This window comes from Hydrogenophaga sp. LT287 (assembly GCF_055702805.1).
Map to the genome: position 1 here is coordinate 1 of NZ_JBVPZC010000030.1, position 24,471 is coordinate 24,471.

The window sequence follows — 24,471 nt, forward strand, 5'->3', positions numbered from 1 at the left end:
TGGGTATTTCGGACCAACGTGACCGGTGATTTCGGCATCGTGACCGAGGATTTCGGACCAACGTGACCGGTGATTTCGGCATCGTGACCGAGGATTTCGGTCCATCGTGACCGCGTTCCTTTTCGGCTCATCGTGACCGGCCGTTTCGGCATCATGACCGATCATTTCGGTCATCGTGACCGCCGTTTCAGTCCCCATTTTGGTGGGGGTCTGTTGCCGGCGGTGCTGCGTAGAGAACTCAACCGGGCGTCCTAACCTCGACGGCTTTTGCCATCAGGAGCCAGATGCCCAAACCTCGAATTTCTCTACGCATGATCAAAGACGTTATCCGCCTGAAGTGGCAGGCCGACCTCTCGCACGAGCAGATCGCATCCACCCTCAACATCTCCAAAGGGGCCGTGACCAAGTATGTTGGCCTGGCCCATGCCGCCGGTCTGGATTGGGAGACTGTCCAGGACTGGAGCGAGCAGCGACTGACCTCCACCTTGCTGCCCAAAGCGAACACCTCGCAGCCCTACATCACCCCCGACTGGGGCCGAATCCACCGCGAACTCGACCGCAAGGGGGTCACGCTCATGCTGCTTTGGCAGGAGTACGTGGAAGCACATCCCCATGGACGTACTTGGCGCTACACCCAGTTCTGCGGTCACTACAAGGCCTTCGCCCAAACCCTCAAGCGCTCGATGCGCCAGCACCGGCGTGCCGGCGAGAAGCTGTTCATCGACTTCGCGGGCTCCACGGTGCCCTTGCGCGATGGCGCGCGCGCCCAGGTCTTTGTCTCGGCCATGGCCGCCTCCAGTTGCGTCTTCGCCTGCGCCACGCCCGCGCAGCGCCTGGATGACTGGGTCCAGGGCATGGTGCGCGCTCTGCACTTCTACGGGGGTGTGCCGCAGCTCATCGTGCCTGACAACGCCCGTGCCGTGATCGCCACCCCGGACCGCTATGAGCCACGTGCCAACGAGACGGTGCAGGACCTGGCCCGTTACTACGGCACTTCGGTATTGCCTGCGCGCCCACGCACGCCACGCGACAAGGCCACGGCCGAGAGCTCGGTTCAGGTCGTCACACGCTGGATCCTGGCGCGGCTGCGCCACCAGCGTTTTGACAGCGTCGCCCAGGTGGATACGGCCATTGCGCAATTACTACCCAGCCTGAACGAGCGCCCCTTTCAGAAGTTGCCGGGCAGCCGCGCCAGCGTGTTTGCCGAGCTGGACGCCCCAGCCCTGATGCCGCTGCCGCAGCAACCCTATGAGCTCGCGCGCTTCAAGACCGTGCGGGTACACATCGACTACCACGTCGAGATCGACGGCCATCGGTACAGCGCACCGCACCCGCTGGTCGGGCAGAAGCTGGAGGCACGCATGACCGGCTACGGCATCGAGTTGCTCCTGCGCGGCCAACGCGTGGCCGCCCACGCGCGCAGCGACAAGCGTGGGGGCTTCACCACGGTGGAGGCACACATGCCTGCGGCGCACCGCGCCCACATGGAGTGGACGCCACAGCGCCTGATCGAATGGGGCCAGCGCATCGGCGTGGCCTGCGGCGAGTTGATCACCCGCCTGCTGCAAACCTACAAACATCCTGAGCATGGTTATCGGTCTTGCCTGGGCTTGTTGAGCCTGTCCAAGCGATACGGCCCAGGGCGGCTGGAGGCCGCCTGCGAACGGGCGCTGGCTCTGGGCACATTGCGCTACAGCCATGTGCGTGACTTGCTGGCCAACAACCGTGACCAGATCACGCCACAGGCCGAGTCGGATTGGACCAGCCCGGCGCACGCGAACCTGCGCGGCCCGGGCTATTACCAGTGACGCCCTGCCTTGAACTACTCGAACCAACAACCAAATCCGAACACTCCCATGCTCAACAACACCACCATCGCCCAGCTGCGCTCCCTCAAACTCGTGGGCTTCGCCGATGCCTTACAACAACAGCACGAACAGGCCGATTGCCTGAACCTGTCCTTCGATGAGCGCCTGGCCTTGCTGGTCGAGCGAGAGGTCTACGCCCGGGGTGACCGCAAGCGGGTTCGCCTGCTGCAACAGGCGCAACTCAAGTACCCTTCGGCCACCTTGGAGGACGCCAGCTTCGAAGGCATCCGGGGGCTGGACCGCCCAGCCCTCATGGGCCTTGCGCTGTCCACCTGGATTGAGCGCGGCGAGACCGTGACCCTGGCTGGTGCGACCGGTTTGGGCAAGACCTGGCTGGCGTGTGCGCTGGCCCAGTATGCGTGTCGCCAGGGTCGCTCGGCGCTGTACTTGCGCGTGCCTCGGCTAGCAGAAGAGCTGCGCATCTTGCATGGTGCCGGCAGCTTCCGACGCTGGTTGCAGCAACTTGCCAAGATCGACGTGCTTATTTTGGACGACTGGGGCATCGGCAATCTCGATGCCGCCACGCGAGCCGATTTGCTGGAGGTCATTGATGACCGGGTGGGTCAGCGCGCCACCATCATCGCCCACCAACTGCCCATCGAGCACTGGCACGCTTGGCTGGGCGACCCCACCGTTGCCGACGCCATCCTCGACCGGTTGCTGCAGAGTTGCCGGCGCTTCAGCCTGGACGGCGAGTCGCGGCGAACGGGCCGTACGGCGCGCGCTGCAACCGTTTCAAAAACGACTATCAAGGACCTCCATGAAAACCTGACAGCCTCTCCAAAACCGTAAACTCAACCCTCTACGCAGCACCGCCAGCATCACGGCGGTCACGATCGCCGAAACGGGCGGTCACGTTACCGAAACAGCGCTGAAATCACCCCTCAGCCCACCGGTCACATTCGCCGAAATGACCGGTCACATTCGCCGAAATACGCAGGTGAACGGGATTCGCCTCTACGCTGCGCAAACGCCGCAGCTTGAGCCCGAAGACGTGCCCGCGGTGCTGGACAGCTTGGTGGACGCGTTGACCTGCCTCTACGCGCCCTTGCCCCTGCCCAGCCTGCGGCAACTGGTGGCCATGCTCAAGCATGCGGTGCCGCGGTGGCAGAGCCTGTTGCCCGCCGCGCTGCAGCGCGCCGTGCAGCGCCTGCCCCAGGCGCAGGTTGAAGGCGCTGTGTGGTTGTGGCCTGTGGGCGAAGACCCTTGCTCGCGCCGATGGAAAGCGCCGGATCAGGTGCGCCTGCTCACGCCGTTTGACCCCGTGGTCTGGGACCGCCCAAGGTTTGAGCGCCTGTGGGGCTGGGCCTACCGCTTTGAGGCTTACACGCCCCCGGCCAAACGCTTGCGCGGCTACTACGCCATGCCTTTGCTCTGGCGCGATCAGGTGGTGGGCTGGGGCAATCTGTCCACGAGTAATGGACGCCTTCGTGCCGATGTGGGCTATGTCAGCGGCCAGCCACCGCAAGAGGCACATTTCCATGCGGCGTTGGCCACCGAGCTGGCAGCGATGGCGCTGTTTCTTGACGTGCAGCCGGGTGATGCAAGTTAGACGGGCAAACCCGGACGGTTCAGGCCTTCCACCAGGGCAGCAGCCGCTTCATGGCAGCCACTTCGCCGCTGTGGTCGCTGGCGTAGCCGGGCAGGGCGTTGAGTGTGGCCTGCCACTTCGGGCTGCTCAGCAGGGCCAGCAGGCGCTGCACGCCGGGTGTTTCCAGTGCGGCCTTCAGGCACACCAGCAGGTAGCGTTCGTCGGTCAGCGGCACAAAACCCAGCCCTTGGTTGCGGGCGGCGTATTCGGTGCCCAGCCCCACGTCGGCGTGGCCACTTGCCACGGCTTGGGCCACTGCGGCGTGTGAGCTTTCCACGGTGTCAAACCCGGTGATGTCGATCGGGTCCAGGCCGGCCTGGGCCATCAGTTCATCCAGCAGCAGCCGTGTGCCGGTGCCCTTGGCCCGGTTGACAAAGCGGGCCTGCAGCCGGGCCACGTCGGCCATGTCATGCAGCTTGAGCGGGTTGCCCTGCGCCACCATGAGGCCTTGCACGCGGCGTGCAAACCCAATGATCTTGTGCGTGCCGGGCTTGAGCAAGGGGCGGTAGGTGCGGGCGCTCAGGCTGTTGGCGTCGGCAAACGGCTGGGTGTGAAAGCCGGCCAGCACGCAGCGCCCTTCGTTCAGCGCGCGGATGGCGTCCACGCTGCCGCAATAGCGGATGTCCAGGTGCAGCCCCGAGCCGTCCAAGCCTTGACGGGCCATGTCCTGCAAGGCGTTCAGGGCGTGGTCGTGGCTGGCGTACAGCGTCAGCACCTCGGCCCCTGCTTGCGTGCTGTCGGGCTCGAACGCCAGCGCAAACGCCCGCTCCAGCTCGGCGCGCAGGCTCTCCATTTGCGGCCCCAGCCTGGCCTGGGCGAGCCGTTCGGCCATCAGCAGGCGCTCGCCAAACGGGCTCAGCAGCGCCGCCTGGCCGCGTTCCCAGACGATCAGCTCCTGGCCGAGCTCGGCCTCCCATTGCTTGAGCTGGCCCCACACGTGGCGGTAAGAAAAACCGAGTTGCCTCGCCGCAGCCGAGATCGAACCGCGCTCGCGCACCGCGTGCAACACGTCCATCATGGGGTTGCGAAGCATGGCGTGCGCCGAGGCGGGCACGCTGCCGATGGCTTCGTCGGCGCGCTCCGTGATCCGTTCGGCAATCCGATAAGACAACTCGATCTTTCTCATGGCCGCCAGTGTGCCTCAAGGGCCGTGGCGCGCCGCTCAGGGCCTATGTTCGGCGCTTCATACCGCGTCACTACGTACTCTCAAGCCCGACCCAGCCCGCTAAGCTGCAGCGCAACATGAATACGTTTTCTGACAGCATCGCCACGGCGCTGCAACTGGTTTTGTCGGGCGACGCCGGGCTCTGGACGGTGGTGCTGCGCTCGCTTGCGGTCAGCGCCACAGCCTGCGCGCTGGCGTGCGGCATCGGTCTGGTGCTGGGCGCCTGGCTGGCTGCGGCGCGCTTTGCCGGGCGCGGTGTGGTGCTCACGCTGCTCAACACCTTTCTGGCCGTGCCGTCGGTGGTGGTCGGGCTGGTGATCTATTTGCTGCTGTCGCGCTCTGGCCCGCTGGGTTTTCTGGGCTGGCTGTTCAGCTTTCAGGCCATGGTGCTGGCACAGGCGGTGCTGGTGCTGCCGTTGGTGACCGCGCTCACCCGTCAGGTGGTGGAAGACGCCGAGCGCAGCCATGGCGAGCAGCTGCAGTCGCTCGGCGCGGGCACGGCCTTGCGCAGCCTGTTGCTGGCCTGGGACGAGCGCTACGCGCTGCTCACCGTGCTGATCACGGCTTTTGGGCGCGCGGTGTCCGAGGTGGGCGCCGTGATGATTGTGGGTGGCAACATCGAAGGATTCACCCGCGTGATGACCACCGCCATTGCGCTGGAAACCAGCAAGGGCGACCTGCCCCTGGCGCTGGGCTTGGGCCTGGTGTTGCTGAGCGTGGTGCTGTTGCTCAATGCGCTGGTGGCCCTGCTGCGCCGCTGGCGCGAGCGGGCCGATGGCGTGGGCATGGCCTTGGCTGTGGCGTGAACCCATGAGCGGCTTGCCCCATGTGGCCCCTTGGCCAGCCTTGAACGTGCAAGCACCCGCTTGTTTTGACTTGCGTGACGTGGAGGTGCGCCTGGGCCCCGCCAGCCGGCTGGCTGCGCTGAGCGCTGTGACGCTGCAGATTGCCAGTGGTGAGCGCGTGGCGCTGGTGGGTGCCAACGGCAGTGGCAAAAGTACCTTGCTACGCACGCTGCACGGCCTGCAGCGCGCCCAAGCTGGCACGCTGAGCAAACCCGCCCACCAACGCGAGGCCATGCTGTTTCAGCGCCCGCACATGCTGCGGCTGAGCGCGCAGAAAAACATTGCGCTGGGCCTGTGGCTGCAGGGTGTGCCTTGGGCGCAAGCCCGGGAGCGGGCGCCGTTGGCACTGGCTCGGGTCGGCATGCTGGATCTGGCTGGGCGCAACGCCCGGGCGCTGTCGGGCGGGCAACAACAGCGCCTGGCCCTGGCAAGGGCCTGGGCCTTGCGCCCTGACGTGTGGCTGCTCGACGAGCCCACCGCCAGCCTGGACCCGCACGCCAAACGCGAGGTGGAGGCGCTCATTGCGGAATTCACCACCGCCGCCCCGGCGCCCGGCCACCGCCCGCCCACGCTGGTCTTCAGCAGCCACAACCTGGGCCAGGTGAAGCGCCTGGCCAGCCGGGTGATTTACCTGGAGCGCGGCCGGGTATTGGCCGACTTGCCCGTCAACGATTTTTTCAACCCAACCCACCTGGAGGCGCACAGCCCCCAGGCCCAACTGTTCGTCAAAGGAGAAACCACATGAACACGCCCCAACCACTGAACCGCCCGCTAAACCGCCGTATCACTGTTCGCATGCTGGCGGCCGCCGGTTTGGTCACGGCCGGACTGCTGGGCAACGCGGCCGCGTTCGCTCAGAGCAGCATCGTCGTGGCGTCCACCACGTCCACCGAACAATCGGGCCTGTTCAGCTACCTGCTGCCCGAGTTCAAGAAGGCCAGCGGCATCGACGTGAAGGTGGTCGCTCTGGGCACTGGCCAGGCGATTGACATGGCGCGCCGCGGCGACGCCGACGTGCTGTTCGTGCACGACAAAGTGGCCGAAGAAAAGTATGTGGCCGACGGTTTCGCCGCCAAGCGCCAGGAGGTGATGTACAACGACTTTGTGCTCATCGGCCCCAAGGCCGACCCGGCAGGCACCAAGGGCAACGACATCGTGGTTGCGCTGAAAAAAGTGGCCACTGCCAACGCGCCCTTCATCTCGCGCGGTGACAAGAGCGGCACCCACGCGGCCGAGCTGCGCTTCTGGAAAATGACCGACACCGACGCCAACAAGGGCACCGGCTACAAAGAGTGTGGTTGCGGCATGGGCCCGGCGCTCAACATCGGCTCCAGCAGCGGCGCTTATGTGCTGGCCGACCGGGGCACCTGGCTCAATTTCAAGAACCGCGCCGACCTGACTGTGCTGGTCGAGGGTGACAAGCGCCTGTTCAACCAGTACGGCGTGATGCTGGTGAGTGCGGCCAAGCACCCCCAGGTGAAAACCGCTGAAGGTCAGAAGTTTGTGGACTGGGTGACTGGCCCCGCTGGCCAAGCCGTGATTGCCGGCTACAAGATCGGCGGCGAACAGCTGTTCTTCCCGAACGCCACGAAATGAAGTTCGCCGCTCTGGCCTTGACGGCGGTGCTGACCGGCTGCGCATCGCCAATCCCAGCGACGGGCCCGGTGGTGGTCTACGCCGCAGGCAGCCTGCGCGACGCGCTCACCGAAGTGGCGCGCGACCACGAGGCCCGCACCGGGCAACAGGTCGCGCTGACCTTCGGGCCGTCGGGCCTGCTGCGCGAGCGTATCGAAAACGGCGAGGGCGCCCAGGTGTTTGCTTCTGCCGACACCCAGCATCCCCAGCGTCTGGCCGATGGGGGTGGCTGGGCGCCGCAGACGGTGTTTGTGCGCAACAGCCTGTGCGCGCTGGTTCAGCCTGCGCTGGCGGTCAACACGGCCAACCTGCTGCAGACGCTGCTTCGGCCCGATGTGAAGCTGGGCATGTCCACGCCCAAGGCCGACCCGTCGGGCGACTACGCGCTGGCTCTTTTTCAGAAGGCTGAGACCGTGGTTCCAGGTAGCCAGACCCGGCTCACCGCCAAGGCCCTGCAGCTCACCGGCGGGCCCGCCTCGCCCGCCGCGCCCGCTGGCCGCAACCTGTATGCCTGGGTGATGGAACAAGGCCAGGCCGATGTGTTCCTTACTTACTGCACCAACGCCGTGGCTGCGCGCCAGCAGGTGAGCGCGTTGCAGGTGGTGCAGGTACCGCCCGCACTGCAGGTGGGCGCTGCCTACGGTCTGACGGTGCGCCAGGGTGCACCGGCGCCGGCTGCAGCGTTTGCCAAGGCGCTGCTGGCACCACCCGCTCAGGCCATCCTGGCACGCCATGGCTTCGGTGCGCCTTGAGGGTGACTTGATGCACCGGCGGATCTTCGGCATCGGCGCTTCGCTGGCGCTGGCGTTTTGGGCCAGCACGCCGCGGGCCCTGGCACAGGCGCCAGACCCTGCTGTGCACCTGGTGCGTGTGGCTGGGGCGGTGCAGACGCCGCTGGCGCTCAACCGCGAGCAGCTGGAGGCGCTGCCCTGGCGCGACTTCGCTGAATCGCGTGAGGTGCAGCAAGACGGTCGCACGGTCAAGCTTGTCGTGCGTTACCAGGGCTTTCCGTTGCGCGATCTGATCGACCGTGCCGGCCTTTCGCCCGACCGCCAAGCGGTACGCCGTGCCGTGGTGCTGCTGACGGCGCGTGACGGCTACCGCGTCAGCTTCTCGTGGGGCGAGCTGTACAACAGCGCGCTCGGTGACGGTGTGATCCTTGTGCGCTCGCAGGACGGGCGCGACCTCATCGGCGCCGATGGCTTGCCGGCGCTGCGTTCCCTGCAAGACACCCGCTCGGGGCCCCGTCATGTGCGCTGGCTGGAGCGCATCGAGGTGCTGCTGGTCGGCGACTGAGCGCGTCTGGGCGCAGCCAATGCCTCGCCCTGGTTCTGCTTGTCAAGAGTCTCAACCCTGTAACGTTCGATAGGCCCGGCCGCGTGCCGGGCGGGCCGCCGATGCGCGGGCGCAGTCCCGTTTACGCCGCCGTGTCGCCCAGCTGCACCCGCATCGGCCCCGGTCCGCCGTCCGAGACAACAACCGTTGGGGTGCTCAGGCTCCTAGGCTCACATCGCGCGGCGGCCACGTGACTCGGGTGATGCAGCGGCAGTGCATGCACCTGCTGCGGCCTTGCTGGTTGCGCTGGCCGGCTGATGAGGGCCGTTCAACGCGTGGTGAACCTATGCAATCGACTTCCGTACCAGACTTGAACAGCCTGTGGCACAGGTGTCGTGCTGTGTGACACATTGCCCCGGAAACCATCAAAATAAAGAGCAAAAAATGCAGCTATGACGGTGTTTCTGGCGTGGCATGGAACTTGAGCATGTGTTGTTGCCGTCAAGGCCTATTCAAGTTCCACACCCATTTTCAGAGGAAGACACACATGCTTTACGCAGCACCCGGCACCCCCGGCGCCAAGATCGCCTACAAAGCCCAATACAACAACTTCATCGGCGGCCAGTGGGTGGCCCCGGTCAAGGGTCAGTACTTTGACGTGATATCGCCCGTCAACGGCAAGGTCTACACGCAAGCCGCACGCTCCACCGCCGAAGACATCGACCTGGCGCTGGACGCCGCCCACGCTGCGGCTGATGCCTGGGGCAAGACCGACGTGACCACGCGTTCCAACATCCTGCTGAAGATCGCCGACCGCCTGGAAGCCAACCTCGAGTTGCTGGCCTACGCCGAAACCGTGGACAACGGCAAGCCGATCCGCGAGACGCTGAACGCCGACATCCCGCTCGCCGTGGACCACTTCCGCTACTTCGCCGGCTGCCTGCGCGCCGAAGAAGGTTCCATGAGCGAAATCGACGGCAACACCGTGGCCTACCACTTCAAGGAACCCCTGGGCGTTGTCGGCCAGATCATTCCCTGGAACTTCCCGATCCTCATGGCCGCCTGGAAGATTCCGCCGGCCCTGGCCGCTGGCAATTGCATTGTCTTGAAGCCCGCCGAGTCCACCCCCATCAGCCTGCTGATCCTGATCGAGCTGATCGCCGACCTGCTGCCCCCGGGCGTGCTGAACATCGTCAACGGTTACGGCCGTGAAGCCGGCATGCCGCTGGCGACTTCCAAGCGCATCGCCAAGATTGCCTTCACCGGCTCCACCACCACCGGCCGCGTGATCGCCCAGGCCGCCGCCAACAACCTGATTCCGGCCACGCTGGAACTGGGTGGCAAGAGCCCCAACATCTTCTTTGCCGACATCATGGACAAAGACGATTCGTTCCTCGACAAGGCGATCGAAGGCCTGGTGCTGTTCGCGTTCAACCAGGGTGAGGTCTGCACCTGCCCGAGCCGCGCCCTGATCCAGGAAAGCATTTACGACAAGTTCATGGAGCGCGTGCTCAAGCGCGTGGCCGCCATCAAGATGGGCAGCCCGCTGGACACCGACACCATGATGGGTGCGCAGGCCTCCAAAGAGCAGCTGACCAAGATTTTGAGCTACCTGGAGCTGGGCAAAGCCGAAGGCGCCGAGGTGCTGATTGGTGGTGAGCAGGCCAAGATCGGTGGCGATCTGGACGGTGGCTACTACGTGCAGCCCACGCTGTTCAAAGGCCACAACAAGATGCGCATCTTCCAGGAAGAAATCTTCGGCCCCGTGCTGGCCGTGACCACGTTCAAGGACGAAGCCGAGGCGCTGGAAATGGCCAACGACACGCTGTATGGCCTGGGTGCCGGCGTGTGGAGCCGCAACGGCAACGTGGCATACCGCATGGGCCGCGCCATCAAGGCGGGGCGTGTGTGGACCAACTGCTACCACGCCTACCCGGCCCACGCCGCCTTCGGTGGCTACAAGGAATCGGGCCTGGGCCGCGAAAACCACAAGGCCATGCTGGGCCACTACCAGCAGACCAAGAACTTGCTGGTTTCGTACTCGGAAAACAAGCTGGGCTTCTTTTGACCCACCCCCGCGCCGCGCCTGCGGCGCGTCACCCCCTCAAGGGGGCAATGCTGACGGCCCGGCACAGCCGGTGCCGCTGCGTTCTGGGTTGAGACACTTCGCGCCGGAACGGAATTTTCGTTCTGGCGTTTTCCGTTGAAGAACAAGGAGACCGTCATGGTTGAAAAAGTCATTGCCACCCCGGCCGCGGTCGAACTCATCGCGTTCCTCAAGACCAAGCACGGCCCTGAGCTGATGTTTCACCAGAGCGGCGGCTGCTGCGACAACAGCGCGGCCAACTGCTACCTGCCCGGCGAGATCACCATGGGTGCAGGCGATGTGTACCTGGGCCACATCGGTGGCTGCGCGTTCTACATTGGCAAGGCGCAGTATCAGTATTGGCGGCACACGCAGCTCATCATCGACGTGATTGACGGCCACGGCGGCACCTTCTCGCTCGAAGGGCCGGAGGGTAAGGCGTTTCACACGCGCTCGCGTGTGTTCAGCGAGAGCGAGATGGACGAGCTGGATGCCGAGGAAGCCGCCGCAAAGGCCAGCCTCTGAGCCGGGTCAAAGCGTGGTTTTTTCCAGCTGCCGCAGCACTTCGGCCTGGAAGTCTTCGCTCTGCGCGGCCTGCATGAAAGCGTCGATGCTGCCGTCAAAACGCACCGAGCCCTGGTGCAGCAGCATCAGGCGGTCGGTCACCTTGGCTTCTTCAATCAGGTGGGTGGCCCACATCACCGCCATGCCGCGCGTTTGGCACAGGCCACGCACGGTGTCCAGCAGGTGCTGGCGCGAGGCCGGGTCCAGGCCTACGGTGGCCTCGTCCATCAGCAGCACCTGCGGCTGGTGCAGCAAGGCGCGCACCAGCTCGACTTTGCGTCGCGTGCCGCCTGAAAGGCTGCGCACCACCGCGCCAGCCTGATCGCCCAGGCCCATGTCATCCAGCCCGGCGGCAATCCGCTGGCGGGCCACGGCGCGCGGCATGCCGTGCAGGTCGGTGTGAAACAGCAGGTTGGCCAACACGCTCAGGTCCATGTCGAGCGCGCTCTGCTGAAACACCACACCCAGCGAAGCCAGTGCGTGACTGGGCTGGCGGTGCATGTCGTGGCCCATCACGGTGATGCTGCCCTGGTCGGGGCTGAAGAGGCCGGTGAGCAGTTGCAGCAGCGTGGACTTGCCCGCACCGTTGGGGCCCAGCAGGGCCAGCATCTCGCCTGGGTGCAGTGCCACGCTGACCCCTTTGAGCGCGGGCTTGCCGGCATAGGCTTTGTGCAGGCCCTGGGCGCTCAGCAGAAGGTGTTCCGTCATGGGTTTCAAACTTGTGGGTTCGGTGTGCGCAGCGGTCAGCTGATGGGCTTGGCCAGCAGGTTCATGCGTTTGAGCAGGCGCCGCTCGCGATCCACCGTGGCTTGCACGGCCAGGCGGTAGTCGGCCGTGTTCAGGTAGTCCAGTTGCTGATCGTAGCGTGCCAGCGCCTGCTGGTGCCGGTCGCTGAACATGGCCTGGCGAAACGCGTCGTGCAGCCGTTGCACCACCGCCTCGGGCGTGCCGTTTGGGGCGGCCAGACCCCAGGGCGATGTGTACACCGCGTGTTCGTACCCGAGCTCACGGAAGGTGGGCACAGCGGGCCAGCGCGGGCTGCGCTGCGCACTGAAGGTGGCGAGCAGGCGAATCTGGCCGCGCTCCACCCAGGGCGCAAACCCGGTGGAGTTGACCCCGGCCATGAGCTGCCCGGCGGCCACGGCCAGCATCTGGTCGGCGGTGCCTTTGTAGGGCACGTGCACATAGCGCACCTGGTGCTGCAGCAAAATTTCTTCCATGGCCAGGTGGGCCGTGGTGCCAATGCCGGTGGAGCCCAGAATCAATTCGCCAGGGTGCTGCTGCGCCCAGGCCACCAGATCGTTCAGGCTTTTCCAGGGGCTGCCGTCGGGCACCAGCACGCCAAAGGTGACGCCCGACACCTGCACGATGGGGCTGAGGTCGGTCAGGGGGTTCCAGGGCACGTGGTTCATGAGCGCATGGCGGTACACGGTGATGGGCACCTGGCCGATGGTGTAGCCGTCGGGTGGGGCCATGTTGAGCACCTGCGCCACCAAGGTGCCGGCCGCGCCGGGCCGGTTGATGACCACGATGGGTTGGCCCAGCAGGGGCTGCGCCTCTTCACACAGAAGGCGCAGGGTCATGTCGGTGGCGCCACCCGCCGGCCAAGGCACGATCAGTTGCAGCGGTCGTTCGGGCCAAGCGGGCGTACGAGCGTGTGCCGCAGGCATCTGCAGCGCAACCAACAGCCCTCCCGCCAGCACAGCGCGGCGAGACGTACGGGTTTCCTCTGTGTCATTTCGGAGCGGTGTGGCGCGGTCGCTGTGTTGCATACTGATTCAGAAAAGGGTCCAGCGGCCGCTGGGCGCTGATAGCCTGCGGAACAGGCCGGGTTTGAGGAAGGGTAGGGTGGATAAAGCCCGTGGTTGCATGGGAAAACCTGCAAGAAGCGTTCCCATCCAGGTGGCACCGAATTTGCTGTCAATGCTCTCGCCCCCCAATTGAATGGGGGGTGAGCAACAACATCGATCTAACCTCAGGAGACACACAATGAACTTTTCGAAACGCGCTGCACCGTCTGTTGGCCGCCTGGTGGCGTCGTTGCTGCTGGCTGGTCTTGCCCTGGGTGTCCAGGCGCAGCCGGGCAGCACGGTGTACGTGTCCAGCGAGAAGGACAAAAAAATCTACATGTTCAACGCCAAGGGCGACCGGTTGGGTGCCATCGACACCTGTGAACGGCCTCGCCACATGGTGTTGAGCCTGGACAAAAAAACCATGTACGTGTGTTGCGGCAACAGCAACGAGCTGGGTGTGATCGACATGGCCACGCAGAAGATGGTGCGCACCATGGAGCTGGGCGAGAGCCCTGAAATCTTCGATTTCAACAGCGACCAGAGCACCGTGTACGTATCCATCGAGGACGCCAACGTGATGGCGGCCTACGACATGGCCACCGGCAAGGAGCTGTTCACGGTGGCCACCGGCGGCGAGCCGGAGGGCATCTATGTCACGAAGGACAACAAGTACGCCTATGTCACGTCCGAGGTGGCGAACGTGGTGCACCTGATCGACCTGAAAAGCCGCAAGGTGGTCAAGGACATCAAGGTCGGCAAGCGGCCTCGCCGCTTCATGCCGGCGGCCAACGGCAGCGAGCTGTGGGTGAGTGACGAGCTGAGCAACTCGGTGAGCGTCATCGATTTGGCCAGCCACACGGTCAAGCACACGGTGGTGTTCAAGGTGAAGGGTTTCCGCGATGCCGACGTGATGCCGGTGGGCCTGGTCTCCAGCCTGGATGGCAAGAGCATGTGGGTGGCCCTGGGTCGCGCCAACCATGTGGCCGAGGTCGACGTGGCGACGCGGCAAGTCAAGCAGATGGTGCTGGCGGGTCAGCGCGCCTGGGGGCTGGACCTGAGCCCGGACGGCAAGACCCTGTACGTGGCCAACGGCTTGTCCGATGACATGACGCTCGTCGATGTATCGGGCACCAAGGCCAAGCCCGTGCGCACGGTCTCTGTGGGTCGCGTGCCGCACTCGGTGCTGGTAAGCCGATGAAGGCCGGGCGCCGTTGGGTGCTGTCGGCCAGCCTTTCGTTGGCCAGCATCTGGCCGGCGGTGCAGGTTTGGGCGACTGCGCAAGTGCCGGTGGCGGTGGTGTCGCTGGAGCGCGACCCCCGGCACGCCCCACGCCGGGCCGAGCGCGCTTATCCAGGGCATCCCACGTCGCCGACCATTGAGGGCGTTCGCCTCGGTGCGTCAGACTCGGCCTACGAGCTTGGGACCCAGAATTTGGCGCTGGATGTCAAGGAGTTCAAACTGGACGGGGCGCAAGGCATCGCGAGGCTGCTGGACCAGATGAAGGCGGCCAAGGTCAAGCACGTGGTAGCCGATCTGCCCGTGCCGCTGCTGCGCGAACTGGCAGCCCAGGCGCCGAAAGCGCTGGGCGGTGCGCTGGTGTTCAACGCTTCGCAGGACGCGGACACCCTGCGCGGCGCAGACTGCCAACCCCACCTGCTGCACACCTATCCCAGCCGCGCCATGACCGGTGATGCCATGACGCAGTACCTGGCTTCGCGCCGCTGGACCAAGGTGCTGGTGCTGCACGGGCCGCTGGAAGAAGACGCCGTGCAACTGGAGGCCTTTCGGCGTTCAGCCAAGCGCTTTGGTGTCCAGATCGTGCAAGAGCGGCCGTTCAAGATCAGCGGCGATCCGCGCGAAAAGGACCTGGGCAACCTGCGCCTGCTGACCGGGGAGCGGCAGCATGAGGTGGTGGTGGTGGTGGACAGCGACGGCGAATTTGCGCGCACCGTGCCCTACGCCACGCAGTGGCCGCGGCCCGTGGCCGGTGCCGCCGGGCTGGTGCCCCTGGCCTGGCACCCGCAGTGGGAGCGCTATGGTGCGCCCCAGCTCACCCGGCGTTTCTTGCGCCAGACGCAGCGTGCGATGCACGGGCACGACTGGGCCGCCTGGATGGCCGGTCGTGCCATTGCCGCTGCGGTACTGGCCCAGCCCAAAGGTGGGGTGGCGGCGCAGCTGCAGGCCTTGCGCAGCGGGGCGGTCACGCTGGACGGCTTCAAGGGCAAGGCTTTGAGCTTCCGGCCGTGGGATGGGCAGTTGCGCCAGCCCGTGTTTCTGACCCACGGCGATGGCGTGCTCGCCATGGCACCGATGGACGGTGTGCTGCACCCCACCGAAACCCTGGACACGCTGGGTGTGGACCGCGCGGAGAGCGCATGCAGAAACCGACCATAGGACTTCACCTGTTGCGGGCCCTGCGCGCCGTGGTCGGGCGCGAGGTGTCCCGCTTTTTGCGCCAGCCCTCACGGCTGGGCTCGGCGTTGGTGCGGCCCTTGCTGTGGTTTGTGGTGTTTGCGGCAGGGTTTCACAACGTGTTCGGGGTGGCCGTGCAGCCGCCCTATGAAACGTACATTGAATACAAGGAATACATGCTGCCGGGGTTGCTGGGCATGATCGCCCTGTTCAACGGCATGCAGAGCTCGCTCTCGATGGTCTACGACCGGGAGATGGGGGTCATGCGCCTGCTGCTGACCGCACCGTTGCCACGGGGCTGGTTGTTGGCGTTCAAGCTGCTGGCGGGTACCTTCCTGTCGCTGCTGCAGATGGCGGTGTTTTTGTTTATTGCCTGGCTTTTCGGTGTGGACGTGCTGCCGTGGAATTTGCCCTTGGTGCTGCTGACCATGGCTTGCTGTGCGGCCATGTTGGCTGCTTTGGGGCTGGTGCTGTCGGTCTATGTGCGTCAGCTCGAAAATTTTGCCGGCACGATGAATTTCGTGATCTTCCCGATGTTCTTTATCAGCCCGGCGCTGTACCCTTTGTGGAAGCTTGAAGAGTCGGGCGCCTGGTGGCTGCATGGGGCGGCGCAAATCAACCCGTTCAGCCATGGGGTGGAAGCGATCCGGTTTGCTTTGCACGGTCAGGTGAGCACGCTGGCCTGGGCGGTGATGCTGGGCTGCACCACCGTGTTTTTTGTGCTGGCACTCTGGGGCTATGACCCGCAGCGCGGCTGGATCCGCCAGCGCGGCGCAGCCTGATTCCCAACGACAGGAGACAAAACCATGATCAAGCTTGTGCAACGGCGCCAGTTACTCGGGTGGGGACTGGGTGCAGGCCTGTTGTCGTCACGGGGCCTGCGAGCGGCCGAGGACCACACAGGCGGTGATCCGCTGGGGTCGATGCAATGGCCCGGCTTGCGGCGGCACTTTCTGGGCGAGGCGCCGATGCGCTTCTCTGACCAGGTGGTGGTCAAGGGGCCGGCCTTTGCCGACGACGCCATGAATGTGCCGATCCTGGTCGATGCCCGGGCACTGGCGGGCAGCGGCGGGGGTATTCGGCGCATGCTCGTGGTGGCCGATCGCAACCCCGTGCGCGAGGTGCTGGACTTCGCGCCTTTGCGGTCCCTGCCGGTGCTGGCGTTCAGGCTGCGGCTGGAGCAGGCTTCGCCGGTGCGCGCCCTGGTGCAAACCGCCGATGGCCAGTGGCATGTGGGCGGCACCTGGGTTCAGGCCGCCGGTGGCGGTTGCACGGTGCCCGGCGCCACCCGGGCCGATGGCAGCTGGAGCCAGACACTCAACCAGGTGCAGGCGCGTTTCTTCAACAACGTGCTCGAAGGCAGCAGGCGCTTGCGGCTGCGGGTGATGCACCCGATGGACACCGGTCTGGTGGCGGGTATCCCTGCGTTTCATCTGGAGCATCTGGAGTTGCAGGACGCAACCGGGCAGGCCTGGTGGAGGCTGGGCCTGCACGAGCCGGTGTCAGAAAACCCCGTCATCACGTTTGAAATGCCACTCCAGGGCGTGGGCCATCTGCGGCTGGTCGGACGCGACAACAACGGCAACCGCATCAACGTGGAGCTGCTGTCATGAAGGGCGTGTTGCTCGCAGGCTTTGCCGCCGCAGCCTGGCTGGTGGTTCCACCCCTGCAGGCGCAGCCGGTGCCGGCAGCACCGGCGCACGTACCGAGGCCCGATATGGCCAAGCTCGACTACGACCTGCAGGCGCGCCAGATCGCGCCACGCACCTGGGTGATTGAAGGCGCAGTGGACGACTTCAATCGACAAAATGGCTGCAATATCATCAACACCGCCTTCATCGCCACCGGTGCGGGGGTTGTGGTGGTCAATACCGGTCCGTCACGGCTGTATGGCGAACAGCAGCGAAAGCTGATTGAACGCACCACCCGGGAAACGGTGGTGCAGGTGCTCAACCTCAACCTGCACCCGGACTATTTTTTCGGTAACCAGGCCTGGGCCAACCGGCCTGTGCAGGCGCTGCCCGGGAGTATTGCCGGCATGCAGGCCGAGGGAGCCGCTTACGCCGACAACCTCTACCGGCTTTGCGGTGACTGGATGAAGCAGACCGAGTCAACGCCTGCGGCGCAAGCGCTGGCGCCTGGGGTGCGCACGCTGGGGCAGCACCGGTTGGAACTGGTCCGGCTTTCGGGCCACACGGCAGATGACCTTGTGCTGCTCGACCACAGCACGGGCGTGTTGTTTGCCGGTGGGCTGGTGTTTGCCGACCGTGTGCCGACCACGCCGCATGCCGACTTTGGGGCCTGGCAGGCCAGTTTGAACCGTCTCGAAGGCCTGCTTGCCACTGGCGGGTTTCGCGTGGTTGTACCCAGCCACGGGCCGGTGCACGAGGGCCGTCGCGGCCTGGCCCAGACGCGCGACTGGATCGACTGGCTCACCGCCCACATGAAGACCCAGGCGGAGGGTGGCCTGGATCTGTTGGAGGTGCTGGCCCTGCCGGTCCCGCCACGTTTCGCGGGTTGGGCGGCGCAGCCTGTGGAGTTGCACCGAACGCTGATGCAGTGGTACCCCGGCTTCGAGCAGCGGGCCTTGGCAGGGCGCTGACCCGCACGGCAGCTGCCTCCGGTGGTGCCGTGCCAGCGGGCGTCTGCCAGGTGTCACAAGCGATACACCGGCACTGCGCCATTTTTGAGCAGTGTCACCGCCATTGAAGCTTGAGAGCTGTGCAGGCTGGGGCAATTGCGCCCGTCCTCCCGGGCTCAAGGCTCGGTCTCCAGGCAAAAGTGTCACCGGAAAGCCTGGCACAGATGTTGCGCAAGAAGGGTGTGCAACCTGGGAGCTGGAGGCCTGGGAAGTTCGCCACCGGCCGGGCATCGCGCTCGGCTTCAGTCATCAACCTCGTGAATGAGCAGGAGACAACACAATGAAACGCAAACTACTGAGTCTTTTGATCCTGGCCGCCACCGCCCACGTCAGTGCGCAGGTGACCGACGCCATGATCGCCGACGATGCCAAGACGACCGACAGCGTGCTGAGCAATGGCCTGGGCACCCAGCTGCAGCGCCACTCGCCATTGACCGACATCAACGCCCGCAACATCAACCGTTTGGTGCCCACCTGGTCGATGTCTTTTGGCGGTGAGAAGCAGCGCGGCCAACAGTCACAGCCGCTGATTCACAAAGGCAAGATGTTTGTCACCGGGTCGTATTCGCGCATCTTTGCGCTCGACTCCAAGACCGGCAAGAAGCTCTGGAAGTACGAGCACCGTCTGCCCGAAGGCATCATGCCTTGCTGCGACGTGATCAACCGCGGTGCTGCCCTGTACGACAACCTGGTCATCTTCGGCACGCTGGACGCCCAGTTGGTGGCGCTGGACCAGGACACCGGCCGTGTGGTGTGGCGTGAGCGCATCGACGACTACAGCGCGGGCTACAGCTACACCGCTGCACCGCTGATCGCCGAAGGTCTGCTCATGACGGGCGTCTCGGGCGGTGAGTTCGGTGTGATCGGTCGCGTCGAAGCGCGCGATCCGAAGACCGGCAAAATGGTCTGGGTGCGCCCGGTGGTCGAAGGCCACATGGGTTTCAAGGACGGCAAGGAAAACGGAATTTCCGGCACCACCAACGCCACTTGGCCTGGCGAGATGTGGAAAACTGGCGGTGCGGCCACCTGGATGGGTGGCAGCTACGATCCCAAGACCGGTCTGGCCTATTTCGGCACCGGGAACCCTGGCCCTTGGAACAGCCACCTGCGCAAGGGTGACAACCTCTACTCTGCGTCGACCGTGGCGATCGACCCCAAGACGGGCAAGATCGTGTGGCACTACCAAGGTACGCCCAACGACGGGTGGGATTTTGACGGCACCAACGAGTTCATCACCTTTGACATGGATGGCAAGCGCGTGGGCGCCAAGGCGGACCGCAACGGCTACTTCTATGTGAACGATGCCGCTACCGGCAAGCTGGTCAACGCCTTCCCATTTGTGACCAAAACCACCTGGGCAACCGGCATTGACCTCAAGACCGGGCGTCCCAACTTTGTGCCAGAAAACCGGCCAGGTGACCCGGCAGGTACGGGTGGTGATGGCAACAAAGGCAAGTCGGTGTTTGCTGCCCCTGCGTTCCTGGGTGGCAAAAACCAGATGCCCATGGCTTACAGCCCCAAGACGGGTCTGTTCTACGTGCCGACCAACGAGTGGGGCATGGAGATCTGGAACGAGCCGGTCACCTACAAGAAGGGTGCCGCCTACCTGGGCGCTGGTTTCACCATCAAACCGCTGTACGACGACTACATCGGCTCACTCCGTGCGATCAACCCCAAGTCTGGCAAGGTCGAATGGGAAGTGAAGAACGAGGCGCCGCTCTGGGGTGGGGTGCTGACGGTGGGTGACATGGTGGTCTGGGGCACGCCCGAGGGCTACCTGAAAGCCGCCGATGCCAAAACCGGCAAGATCCTGTGGCAGTTCCAGACCGGCTCCGGCATCGTGGCACCGCCGGTGACCTGGATGCAGGACGGCGAGCAATACATCAGCGTGGTTTCTGGCTGGGGTGGCGCTGTGCCTCTGTGGGGTGGCGAGGTGGCCAAGAAGGTCAACTTCCTGGAGCAGGGCGGTTCCGTCTGGACCTTCAAACTGCTGAAGTGATCGGCAGCCTGTGCCGCTCAGCGGCATCCCCTTGAGCGGGGGCCCCACCTCGGACCGGCCAGGCCGGATCCTTGGTGCGGGCTGGTTGGGGGTCTCTTCGCATCTTTTGCAGCGACAGGACCCCCATCCTTTTTCATTCTCTCTTTGGTGTTTTTGATATGCGTACTTTTTCTATCTTCACCGCGGGCTTGCTTCTCGCTGCGGGCGCCGCGCATGCGGTGGACGAAGCGGCAGCCGTGGAACTGTCCAAGAACAACGGCTGTATGTCCTGCCACTCGGCCAAGGAAAAAATTGTGGGCCCGTCCTTCAGCGCCATCGCTGAAAAGTACAAGGGTGACAAGGACGCTGCGGCCTCGCTGGCCCAATCCATCCAGAACGGCAGCAAGGGCAAATGGGGCCGCATCCCCATGCCGGCTCATCCGAGCATGAACCCTGCCGACATCAAGACCCTGGCCCAATGGGTCATGACGGCCCAACACTGATCGCGCTGGCCGCTGCGCTCTCGCTGAGCACTGCCGCGGCACAGCCGGTTCTGCCCGTGGGAGAAAAATCCCTCGTGGCCGTGACGCGTGACGGAAATCGAACCCCCATTGGCACGGTTGCTTTCACAAAGCTTGATGGCGGTCAATCGGCGTTTCGTGTGCAGATGGACCACACGGTGATGCGGGACCACTTTCTCTCCATGCGCGAATTCAAATGCCTGCCCGCCGCGCAGGAAATCAGCTGTTTCGTGCCTTACCCCTACCCGCAGCCAGGAACTGTGAGCGCCGCCAACTTCGCCTGGCTGGAGCACAGCCTGCTGTTCTTCTACAAGCAACCCGCTGACTTCGGCGCCAAGCTCTGGAACGGCATGATCTTCAGGTTCAGCCTGACACCGACGGGCCTGGTCGGTACGCCGCAGGCGGTGGATCTCAACCGCATCGGTGCGCCGCCAGAAAACCCCAACCAGCCGCCTTTCGGCGCCATGGATCGTGACGACTTCACCCCCGGGGCACGCTGGGTGCAGGAGCTTCGGATCGAGTGATCCGACAGCACGCCCCATTTCACTGGTACCCCTCATGCACCCTGCACGGTTCACAACGCAACTGGCCTGGACCTTGGCGGCTTTGCTGGCAAGTGCCACAACGGGCGCTTTTGCGCAGGACAGCGACCGCGCCGACTGGTTGCGCAACCCGGCCATGGGCAACTACAAAGCTTATGCCGAGTTCAAAATGGCCAACTACGCCTTTGCTCGCGAGGTGTGGGAAACCTTGGCCGAGGTGGGCAACGGCGATGCGCTGTTCAACCTGGCCATCCTGGCCGAAGATGGTCTGGGCGAGCCGCGCAACATGCGCAAGGCCGAGGCGCTGTACACCAGCGCCGCTCAAGCGGGCAATTTCAAGGCCCAATACCGGCTGGGCATGCTGTACAGCGCTGGGGTGCAGCTCCCGCGCGATGTAGAAAAAGCCCGTGTTTACCTCACGCTCGCAGCCCAGGGCGGCGACAAGGATGCCCTGAGCACGCTGGCCACGCTGGGCCAGCCCCCAGAGAAGCTGGGCCCCTACCAGCGTGCCGAATGGCTCAGCGCCAGCGGGCAGCACACAGAGGCTGCCGGTCTGTACCGCCAACTCGCAGAAGCAGGCGATAGCCGCGCCCAGACCCGTCTGGCCTGGATGTACGAGGCCGGTCGGGGAGTCGACCGCAGCTTGCCCGAAGCGGCCCTGCGCTTCGAGCAGGCCGCACGGGCGGGCAACGCAGAGGCGCAATATGCCCTGGCTGTGATGCACCGAACCGGCCGCGGCCGCGAACGCGATCTGGCGCAAAGTCTCACGTGGTTGCGTCTCGCCGCTGCACAAGATTACCCGGCGGCGGTGGCGGCGCTGGCCTCGACCGCGGGGGCTCAGTCAACGGGGCGCTGACGTGTCATGGCCCGCCACGTTCGCTGGGCCGCATTACCTGGCCCATTCAGCGCGGAGCACCCCACCCACCAAAAAGCCGCTGGGCACTTTTTCTTCGCGTTCCAGTTTCACCAAGCCCAAGCCTTTGCAATGCCACTCGCGGCTGATCAGTGGCACGTCGGTGAAGCCGTTCACCGGGTCGGTGTAGAGGTTCAGGCGGGCCTCGCCCCTCACACGCAGGCAGGGGCTGAGCGTGCTGCCGTCGGCAAGCTTCACCACATCGTCCACCGCCTCGATGCGCCAGATCATCTGTGCCTTGTGGGTGTATTTGAGGTCGCGTGGATGCTCGTTTTTGCGCTGGAGCAGGTAGGGCACGGTGGGGGTGGTCCATTCTGTGCCCACCTGGTACGGTGCCTTGAGCACCCAAACCGGCTCGGCGTCTGCGGTGGGATCGTTGTCGAGGTCCGACTGCGTCGCCACGCGACGGATCCCCTTGGTGTCTGCCAATAAAAAGTAGCTGATGCCAGCCGAGTGGCGGCGCACGGCCACCGGCTGTTCCTGGAAGGTGGCGTGCGCCTGCACGCGCAGCGTCCATTGCTCGGCCTCGCGCGGCTCGTCCATCGCATAGGTGACCGCCAGGGTCTGCTCATCGCCTTCACGCAACGGAAACCATTCGTTGCCCCTGTCAGGGTCGGCGCACCCCGAAAGCAAGGCCAGCGCCAACCAAGCTGGCGCGAGGCCGCAGACGCGGCCCCCTTCAGGCTGAACGTTAGGCGGGGGGAAGGCGCCAGGCGGCGCAAGGGCTGCCTTCATTTTTCGGGCAACTGCGCACGCGGCAGGTCGCTGAGCTTGATCTGCAGGTGGTCGTTACCTGCGGGGCGCAGCCAGGGCAAACCGCGGGCACCGCGCACGGGCTCCACGGAGCCCATCTGGCTGTTGCCGTCCCGTGCCTTCTTCAGGCCATCGTTCAAGATCCCTTGCAGGTCTTTCTGGTAGGGCAAGCGGAAAGCCCGGGGCATCTCCACCGGCCGGTTGTCCTTCATGGGGTGCACCCAGATATGGATGGCGCCTGCATGGCCGCGCGCCGGGCTGGGTTCATCAAAAACAGCGGAGAGCAGCAGAAATCGCTCGGGGAGTTGGTCTTCGGATGGCCATCCCGAGAGACCCTTCAGGGTTTGCTGCCCCAAGGGGTAAAAACCGCTCACCAGGACCACCATGGCCACCTTGACGCCCCAGTGCCAGCGGGTCGACAGACACAGCACCAGCAGCAAAAAAGCCAGCAGGGCGTACACCAGCCCCAGCCACAGCAGCTCGGAAGAAACAGCAGGAATCATGGGGTGGGCTTTTCAGGGTCAAAGGCCTGCGCGCTGGACGATCTCGAGCGGCCGGGTGTTGAGGTCGGTCACGCGGCCTGCATCGTCAATGGAGAAGCGAACCATGGTGCGCTCGTCTCCCGGTGAGGGCAGGCGCTGTGTGCCGGTGAAGACGATTTCCGCCTGGGGGTTGACCTTGATGATGGTGGCGGTGACGTCCACGGGACTTTTGTCGTTGCTTTCGTAGTAGTGGGCGTTGACCACATACTCGCCCGGAACCAAACCGCGCAGTGTGACGATTTCCTGGCGCACGGTGCTCTCGATGAGGCGACCGTCGACAACGACACTGCTGTTCTTGGCGCCGCGGTCGTCGCGGTCCAGATGCAGCATGCCTGCGTCGCGCTGGCGGAACCACAAGGTTTTGCCGCCGGGCTCCAGCACCCAGGCGTCGACGTCGTTGGGGTTGTTGTCGGGCCAGGAAATGGTCACGATGAATTCGGCCTTGGCCGGCACATCGCCAGCCTTGCGGGCTGTGGGGTTGAACGCGAGCAGGGCGATGACAAAACAGAAGACGAAGGCGATCAACATGTTGAACAACATGTCGTAGAACGGATCGGTCTCGGTGTCACGAGCCGAGCGACCGATCGCCATCGGGGGACTCCTGCGGTGGGTGGGTCGTGGGCGCGGGGCTGTTGGACAGCGTGTCGGCCACGAGGGCATCGGCAAAGCGGTCGAGCCGCATGAGTTGCAGGCCGAGCAAGATGTTGCCGGTGAGGCCGGTCACGGTGGTGAGCAGCGCGATGCCCAGACCGCCTGTGAGGTTCTTCAGCAATTGCGACGACTGGCTGGCGTCGAAGCTGTCCATTTGCCCAAGTTGCAAAGCGAGGATGGAGAAGCCAATCACCTTGCCCAGCAGCCCGAGCTTGAGCTGGATGCCGTTGAGCCACCAGGCCATTTCGTGTGGGCCGTGGGCGCGCTCCCCCAGCACCTGCAGCCAGATGGTGTGGTCGGCGCCGGGCCGGCTGCAGCCCTGGTGGTACTCAGCGCTCCAGCCGCTGGATGGCGCGGTGGCCGGTGCTGCAAGCTGGGCGTCCAGCAGCAGGCGCTGCTGGCCCAGCACCCAGGCGCGCCGTCCAGCCCAGGCCGAGCAGCCCGCAAAGAGCAGCACGATGGCCACCGTGAGCCCCGTGGGGTCGGCTTGCACCAGGCGGTGCCAGGCGCCCGCTTGCCACAGCAGCCAGGCGCCAAACACGAGCAGGCCCATGTAAGCCAGCCAGAGCAGGAACAGGCCGTACTCCATGCGCTCCAGCGCCATCGGGCGCAGGCTTGCGCCAGGAATGCGGCTGGCCAGCGCGGCGCCAAGCATGCGGTGGTGCTGGGCGCTGGCGGGCGTGGTCGCGGGCATGT

26 protein-coding genes are annotated in these 24,471 nt (G+C 65.0%); 19 read left to right on the forward strand and 7 right to left on the reverse strand.

The annotated features are described in order from the left end of the window. The first annotated feature begins 284 nt into the window (after positions 1-284). From istA to AC0GNR_RS16575, 3 genes are all read left to right on the forward strand, one after another. Positions 285-1,808 carry an IS21 family transposase gene (gene istA / locus AC0GNR_RS16565; RefSeq protein WP_305659843.1) on the forward strand — a complete coding sequence of 508 codons (1,524 nt, stop codon included), beginning with the start codon at positions 285-287 and terminating at the stop codon, positions 1,806-1,808. A gap of 48 nt (positions 1,809-1,856) precedes the next feature. Then, positions 1,857-2,660: an IS21-like element helper ATPase IstB gene (istB, locus tag AC0GNR_RS16570; protein ID WP_472902004.1), complete on the forward strand. Its 804-nt coding sequence runs from the start codon at positions 1,857-1,859 to the stop codon at positions 2,658-2,660. Between the two features lie 79 nt (positions 2,661-2,739). Further along, entirely contained in the window at positions 2,740-3,420 is a 681-nt protein-coding gene (locus tag AC0GNR_RS16575; RefSeq protein ID WP_472902042.1) for a DNA glycosylase AlkZ-like family protein, read from the forward strand. A gap of 19 nt (positions 3,421-3,439) precedes the next feature. On the opposite strand, the gene AC0GNR_RS16580 is transcribed toward AC0GNR_RS16575, so the two are convergent. Beyond that, positions 3,440-4,585, reverse strand: a complete 1,146-nt coding sequence (locus tag AC0GNR_RS16580; protein WP_472902005.1) for a substrate-binding domain-containing protein — start codon at positions 4,583-4,585, stop codon at positions 3,440-3,442. A 116-nt stretch (positions 4,586-4,701) separates the two neighbouring features. Here AC0GNR_RS16580 and AC0GNR_RS16585 point away from each other — a divergent pair, with 116 nt between their 5' ends. The 7 genes from AC0GNR_RS16585 (at position 4,702) to AC0GNR_RS16615 (ending at position 10,990) form a co-directional block, all read left to right on the forward strand. Continuing rightward, on the forward strand, positions 4,702-5,430 hold the full coding sequence (locus AC0GNR_RS16585) for an ABC transporter permease (RefSeq protein WP_472902006.1): 729 nt from the start codon (positions 4,702-4,704) through the stop codon (positions 5,428-5,430). Positions 5,431-5,434: 4 nt separating this feature from the next. After that, the gene (locus tag AC0GNR_RS16590; RefSeq protein ID WP_472902007.1) at positions 5,435-6,214 is read left to right on the forward strand and encodes an ATP-binding cassette domain-containing protein; all 780 of its coding nucleotides are present in this window, start codon (positions 5,435-5,437) and stop codon (positions 6,212-6,214) included. Between the two features lie 50 nt (positions 6,215-6,264). After that, the gene (locus tag AC0GNR_RS16595) at positions 6,265-7,065 is read left to right on the forward strand and encodes an ABC transporter substrate-binding protein (RefSeq protein ID WP_472902043.1); all 801 of its coding nucleotides are present in this window, start codon (positions 6,265-6,267) and stop codon (positions 7,063-7,065) included. Next, the gene (locus AC0GNR_RS16600) at positions 7,062-7,856 is read left to right on the forward strand and encodes a molybdate ABC transporter substrate-binding protein (protein ID WP_472902008.1); all 795 of its coding nucleotides are present in this window, start codon (positions 7,062-7,064) and stop codon (positions 7,854-7,856) included. Before AC0GNR_RS16595 ends, AC0GNR_RS16600 begins: the two co-directional genes overlap by 4 nt. Further along, positions 7,837-8,400, forward strand: coding sequence for a molybdopterin-dependent oxidoreductase (locus AC0GNR_RS16605; protein WP_472902009.1), 564 nt, complete (start codon positions 7,837-7,839; stop codon positions 8,398-8,400). Before AC0GNR_RS16600 ends, AC0GNR_RS16605 begins: the two co-directional genes overlap by 20 nt. 526 nt (positions 8,401-8,926) lie before the next feature. Further along, positions 8,927-10,447, forward strand: coding sequence for an acetaldehyde dehydrogenase ExaC (gene exaC, locus AC0GNR_RS16610; protein ID WP_472902010.1), 1,521 nt, complete (start codon positions 8,927-8,929; stop codon positions 10,445-10,447). A gap of 156 nt (positions 10,448-10,603) precedes the next feature. Continuing rightward, complete coding sequence (locus AC0GNR_RS16615) at positions 10,604-10,990, forward strand: DUF779 domain-containing protein (RefSeq protein WP_472902011.1); 387 nt, start codon at positions 10,604-10,606, stop codon at positions 10,988-10,990. Positions 10,991-10,996: 6 nt separating this feature from the next. On the opposite strand, the gene AC0GNR_RS16620 is transcribed toward AC0GNR_RS16615, so the two are convergent. Both AC0GNR_RS16620 and AC0GNR_RS16625 read right to left on the reverse strand, forming a co-directional pair. After that, positions 10,997-11,737: an ATP-binding cassette domain-containing protein gene (locus AC0GNR_RS16620; protein ID WP_472902012.1), complete on the reverse strand. Its 741-nt coding sequence runs from the start codon at positions 11,735-11,737 to the stop codon at positions 10,997-10,999. A 35-nt stretch (positions 11,738-11,772) separates the two neighbouring features. Further along, the gene (locus AC0GNR_RS16625) at positions 11,773-12,612 is read right to left on the reverse strand and encodes a tripartite tricarboxylate transporter substrate binding protein (RefSeq protein WP_472902013.1); all 840 of its coding nucleotides are present in this window, start codon (positions 12,610-12,612) and stop codon (positions 11,773-11,775) included. A 406-nt stretch (positions 12,613-13,018) separates the two neighbouring features. Here AC0GNR_RS16625 and AC0GNR_RS16630 point away from each other — a divergent pair, with 406 nt between their 5' ends. The 9 genes from AC0GNR_RS16630 (at position 13,019) to AC0GNR_RS16670 (ending at position 21,772) form a co-directional block, all read left to right on the forward strand. Further along, the gene (locus AC0GNR_RS16630; protein WP_472902014.1) at positions 13,019-14,020 is read left to right on the forward strand and encodes a YVTN family beta-propeller repeat protein; all 1,002 of its coding nucleotides are present in this window, start codon (positions 13,019-13,021) and stop codon (positions 14,018-14,020) included. Beyond that, complete coding sequence (locus AC0GNR_RS16635; RefSeq protein ID WP_472902015.1) at positions 14,017-15,216, forward strand: type 1 periplasmic-binding domain-containing protein; 1,200 nt, start codon at positions 14,017-14,019, stop codon at positions 15,214-15,216. The genes AC0GNR_RS16630 and AC0GNR_RS16635 overlap by 4 nt, the downstream gene beginning before the upstream one ends. Next, on the forward strand, positions 15,198-16,016 hold the full coding sequence (locus tag AC0GNR_RS16640; protein ID WP_472902016.1) for an ABC transporter permease: 819 nt from the start codon (positions 15,198-15,200) through the stop codon (positions 16,014-16,016). The genes AC0GNR_RS16635 and AC0GNR_RS16640 overlap by 19 nt, the downstream gene beginning before the upstream one ends. 24 nt (positions 16,017-16,040) lie before the next feature. Further along, complete coding sequence (locus tag AC0GNR_RS16645) at positions 16,041-16,847, forward strand: quinoprotein dehydrogenase-associated SoxYZ-like carrier (protein ID WP_472902017.1); 807 nt, start codon at positions 16,041-16,043, stop codon at positions 16,845-16,847. Further along, complete coding sequence (locus tag AC0GNR_RS16650; protein WP_472902018.1) at positions 16,844-17,836, forward strand: quinoprotein relay system zinc metallohydrolase 1; 993 nt, start codon at positions 16,844-16,846, stop codon at positions 17,834-17,836. The genes AC0GNR_RS16645 and AC0GNR_RS16650 overlap by 4 nt, the downstream gene beginning before the upstream one ends. A gap of 319 nt (positions 17,837-18,155) precedes the next feature. Further along, on the forward strand, positions 18,156-19,874 hold the full coding sequence (locus tag AC0GNR_RS16655; RefSeq protein ID WP_472902019.1) for a PQQ-dependent methanol/ethanol family dehydrogenase: 1,719 nt from the start codon (positions 18,156-18,158) through the stop codon (positions 19,872-19,874). A gap of 158 nt (positions 19,875-20,032) precedes the next feature. Then, positions 20,033-20,356 carry a c-type cytochrome gene (locus AC0GNR_RS16660; protein WP_472902020.1) on the forward strand — a complete coding sequence of 108 codons (324 nt, stop codon included), beginning with the start codon at positions 20,033-20,035 and terminating at the stop codon, positions 20,354-20,356. A 158-nt stretch (positions 20,357-20,514) separates the two neighbouring features. Continuing rightward, positions 20,515-20,898, forward strand: coding sequence for a hypothetical protein (locus tag AC0GNR_RS16665; RefSeq protein WP_472902021.1), 384 nt, complete (start codon positions 20,515-20,517; stop codon positions 20,896-20,898). Positions 20,899-20,932: 34 nt separating this feature from the next. Beyond that, entirely contained in the window at positions 20,933-21,772 is an 840-nt protein-coding gene (locus AC0GNR_RS16670) for a tetratricopeptide repeat protein (RefSeq protein ID WP_472902022.1), read from the forward strand. 33 nt (positions 21,773-21,805) lie between these two features. Here the strand turns inward: AC0GNR_RS16670 and AC0GNR_RS16675 are convergent, their stop codons facing one another. The 4 genes from AC0GNR_RS16675 to AC0GNR_RS16690 all read right to left on the reverse strand — a co-directional run bounded on the left by AC0GNR_RS16675 (position 21,806) and on the right by AC0GNR_RS16690 (position 24,469). After that, entirely contained in the window at positions 21,806-22,414 is a 609-nt protein-coding gene (locus AC0GNR_RS16675) for a hypothetical protein (RefSeq protein ID WP_472902023.1), read from the reverse strand. Between the two features lie 146 nt (positions 22,415-22,560). Next, on the reverse strand, positions 22,561-23,085 hold the full coding sequence (locus AC0GNR_RS16680) for a hypothetical protein (RefSeq protein WP_472902024.1): 525 nt from the start codon (positions 23,083-23,085) through the stop codon (positions 22,561-22,563). An 18-nt stretch (positions 23,086-23,103) separates the two neighbouring features. Further along, a complete protein-coding gene (locus AC0GNR_RS16685) occupies positions 23,104-23,715 on the reverse strand; it encodes a hypothetical protein (protein ID WP_472902025.1) in 612 nt (203 codons plus the stop codon). Next, a complete protein-coding gene (locus AC0GNR_RS16690) occupies positions 23,690-24,469 on the reverse strand; it encodes a hypothetical protein (protein WP_472902026.1) in 780 nt (259 codons plus the stop codon). Before AC0GNR_RS16690 ends, AC0GNR_RS16685 begins: the two co-directional genes overlap by 26 nt. Positions 24,470-24,471: the final 2 nt, after the last annotated feature.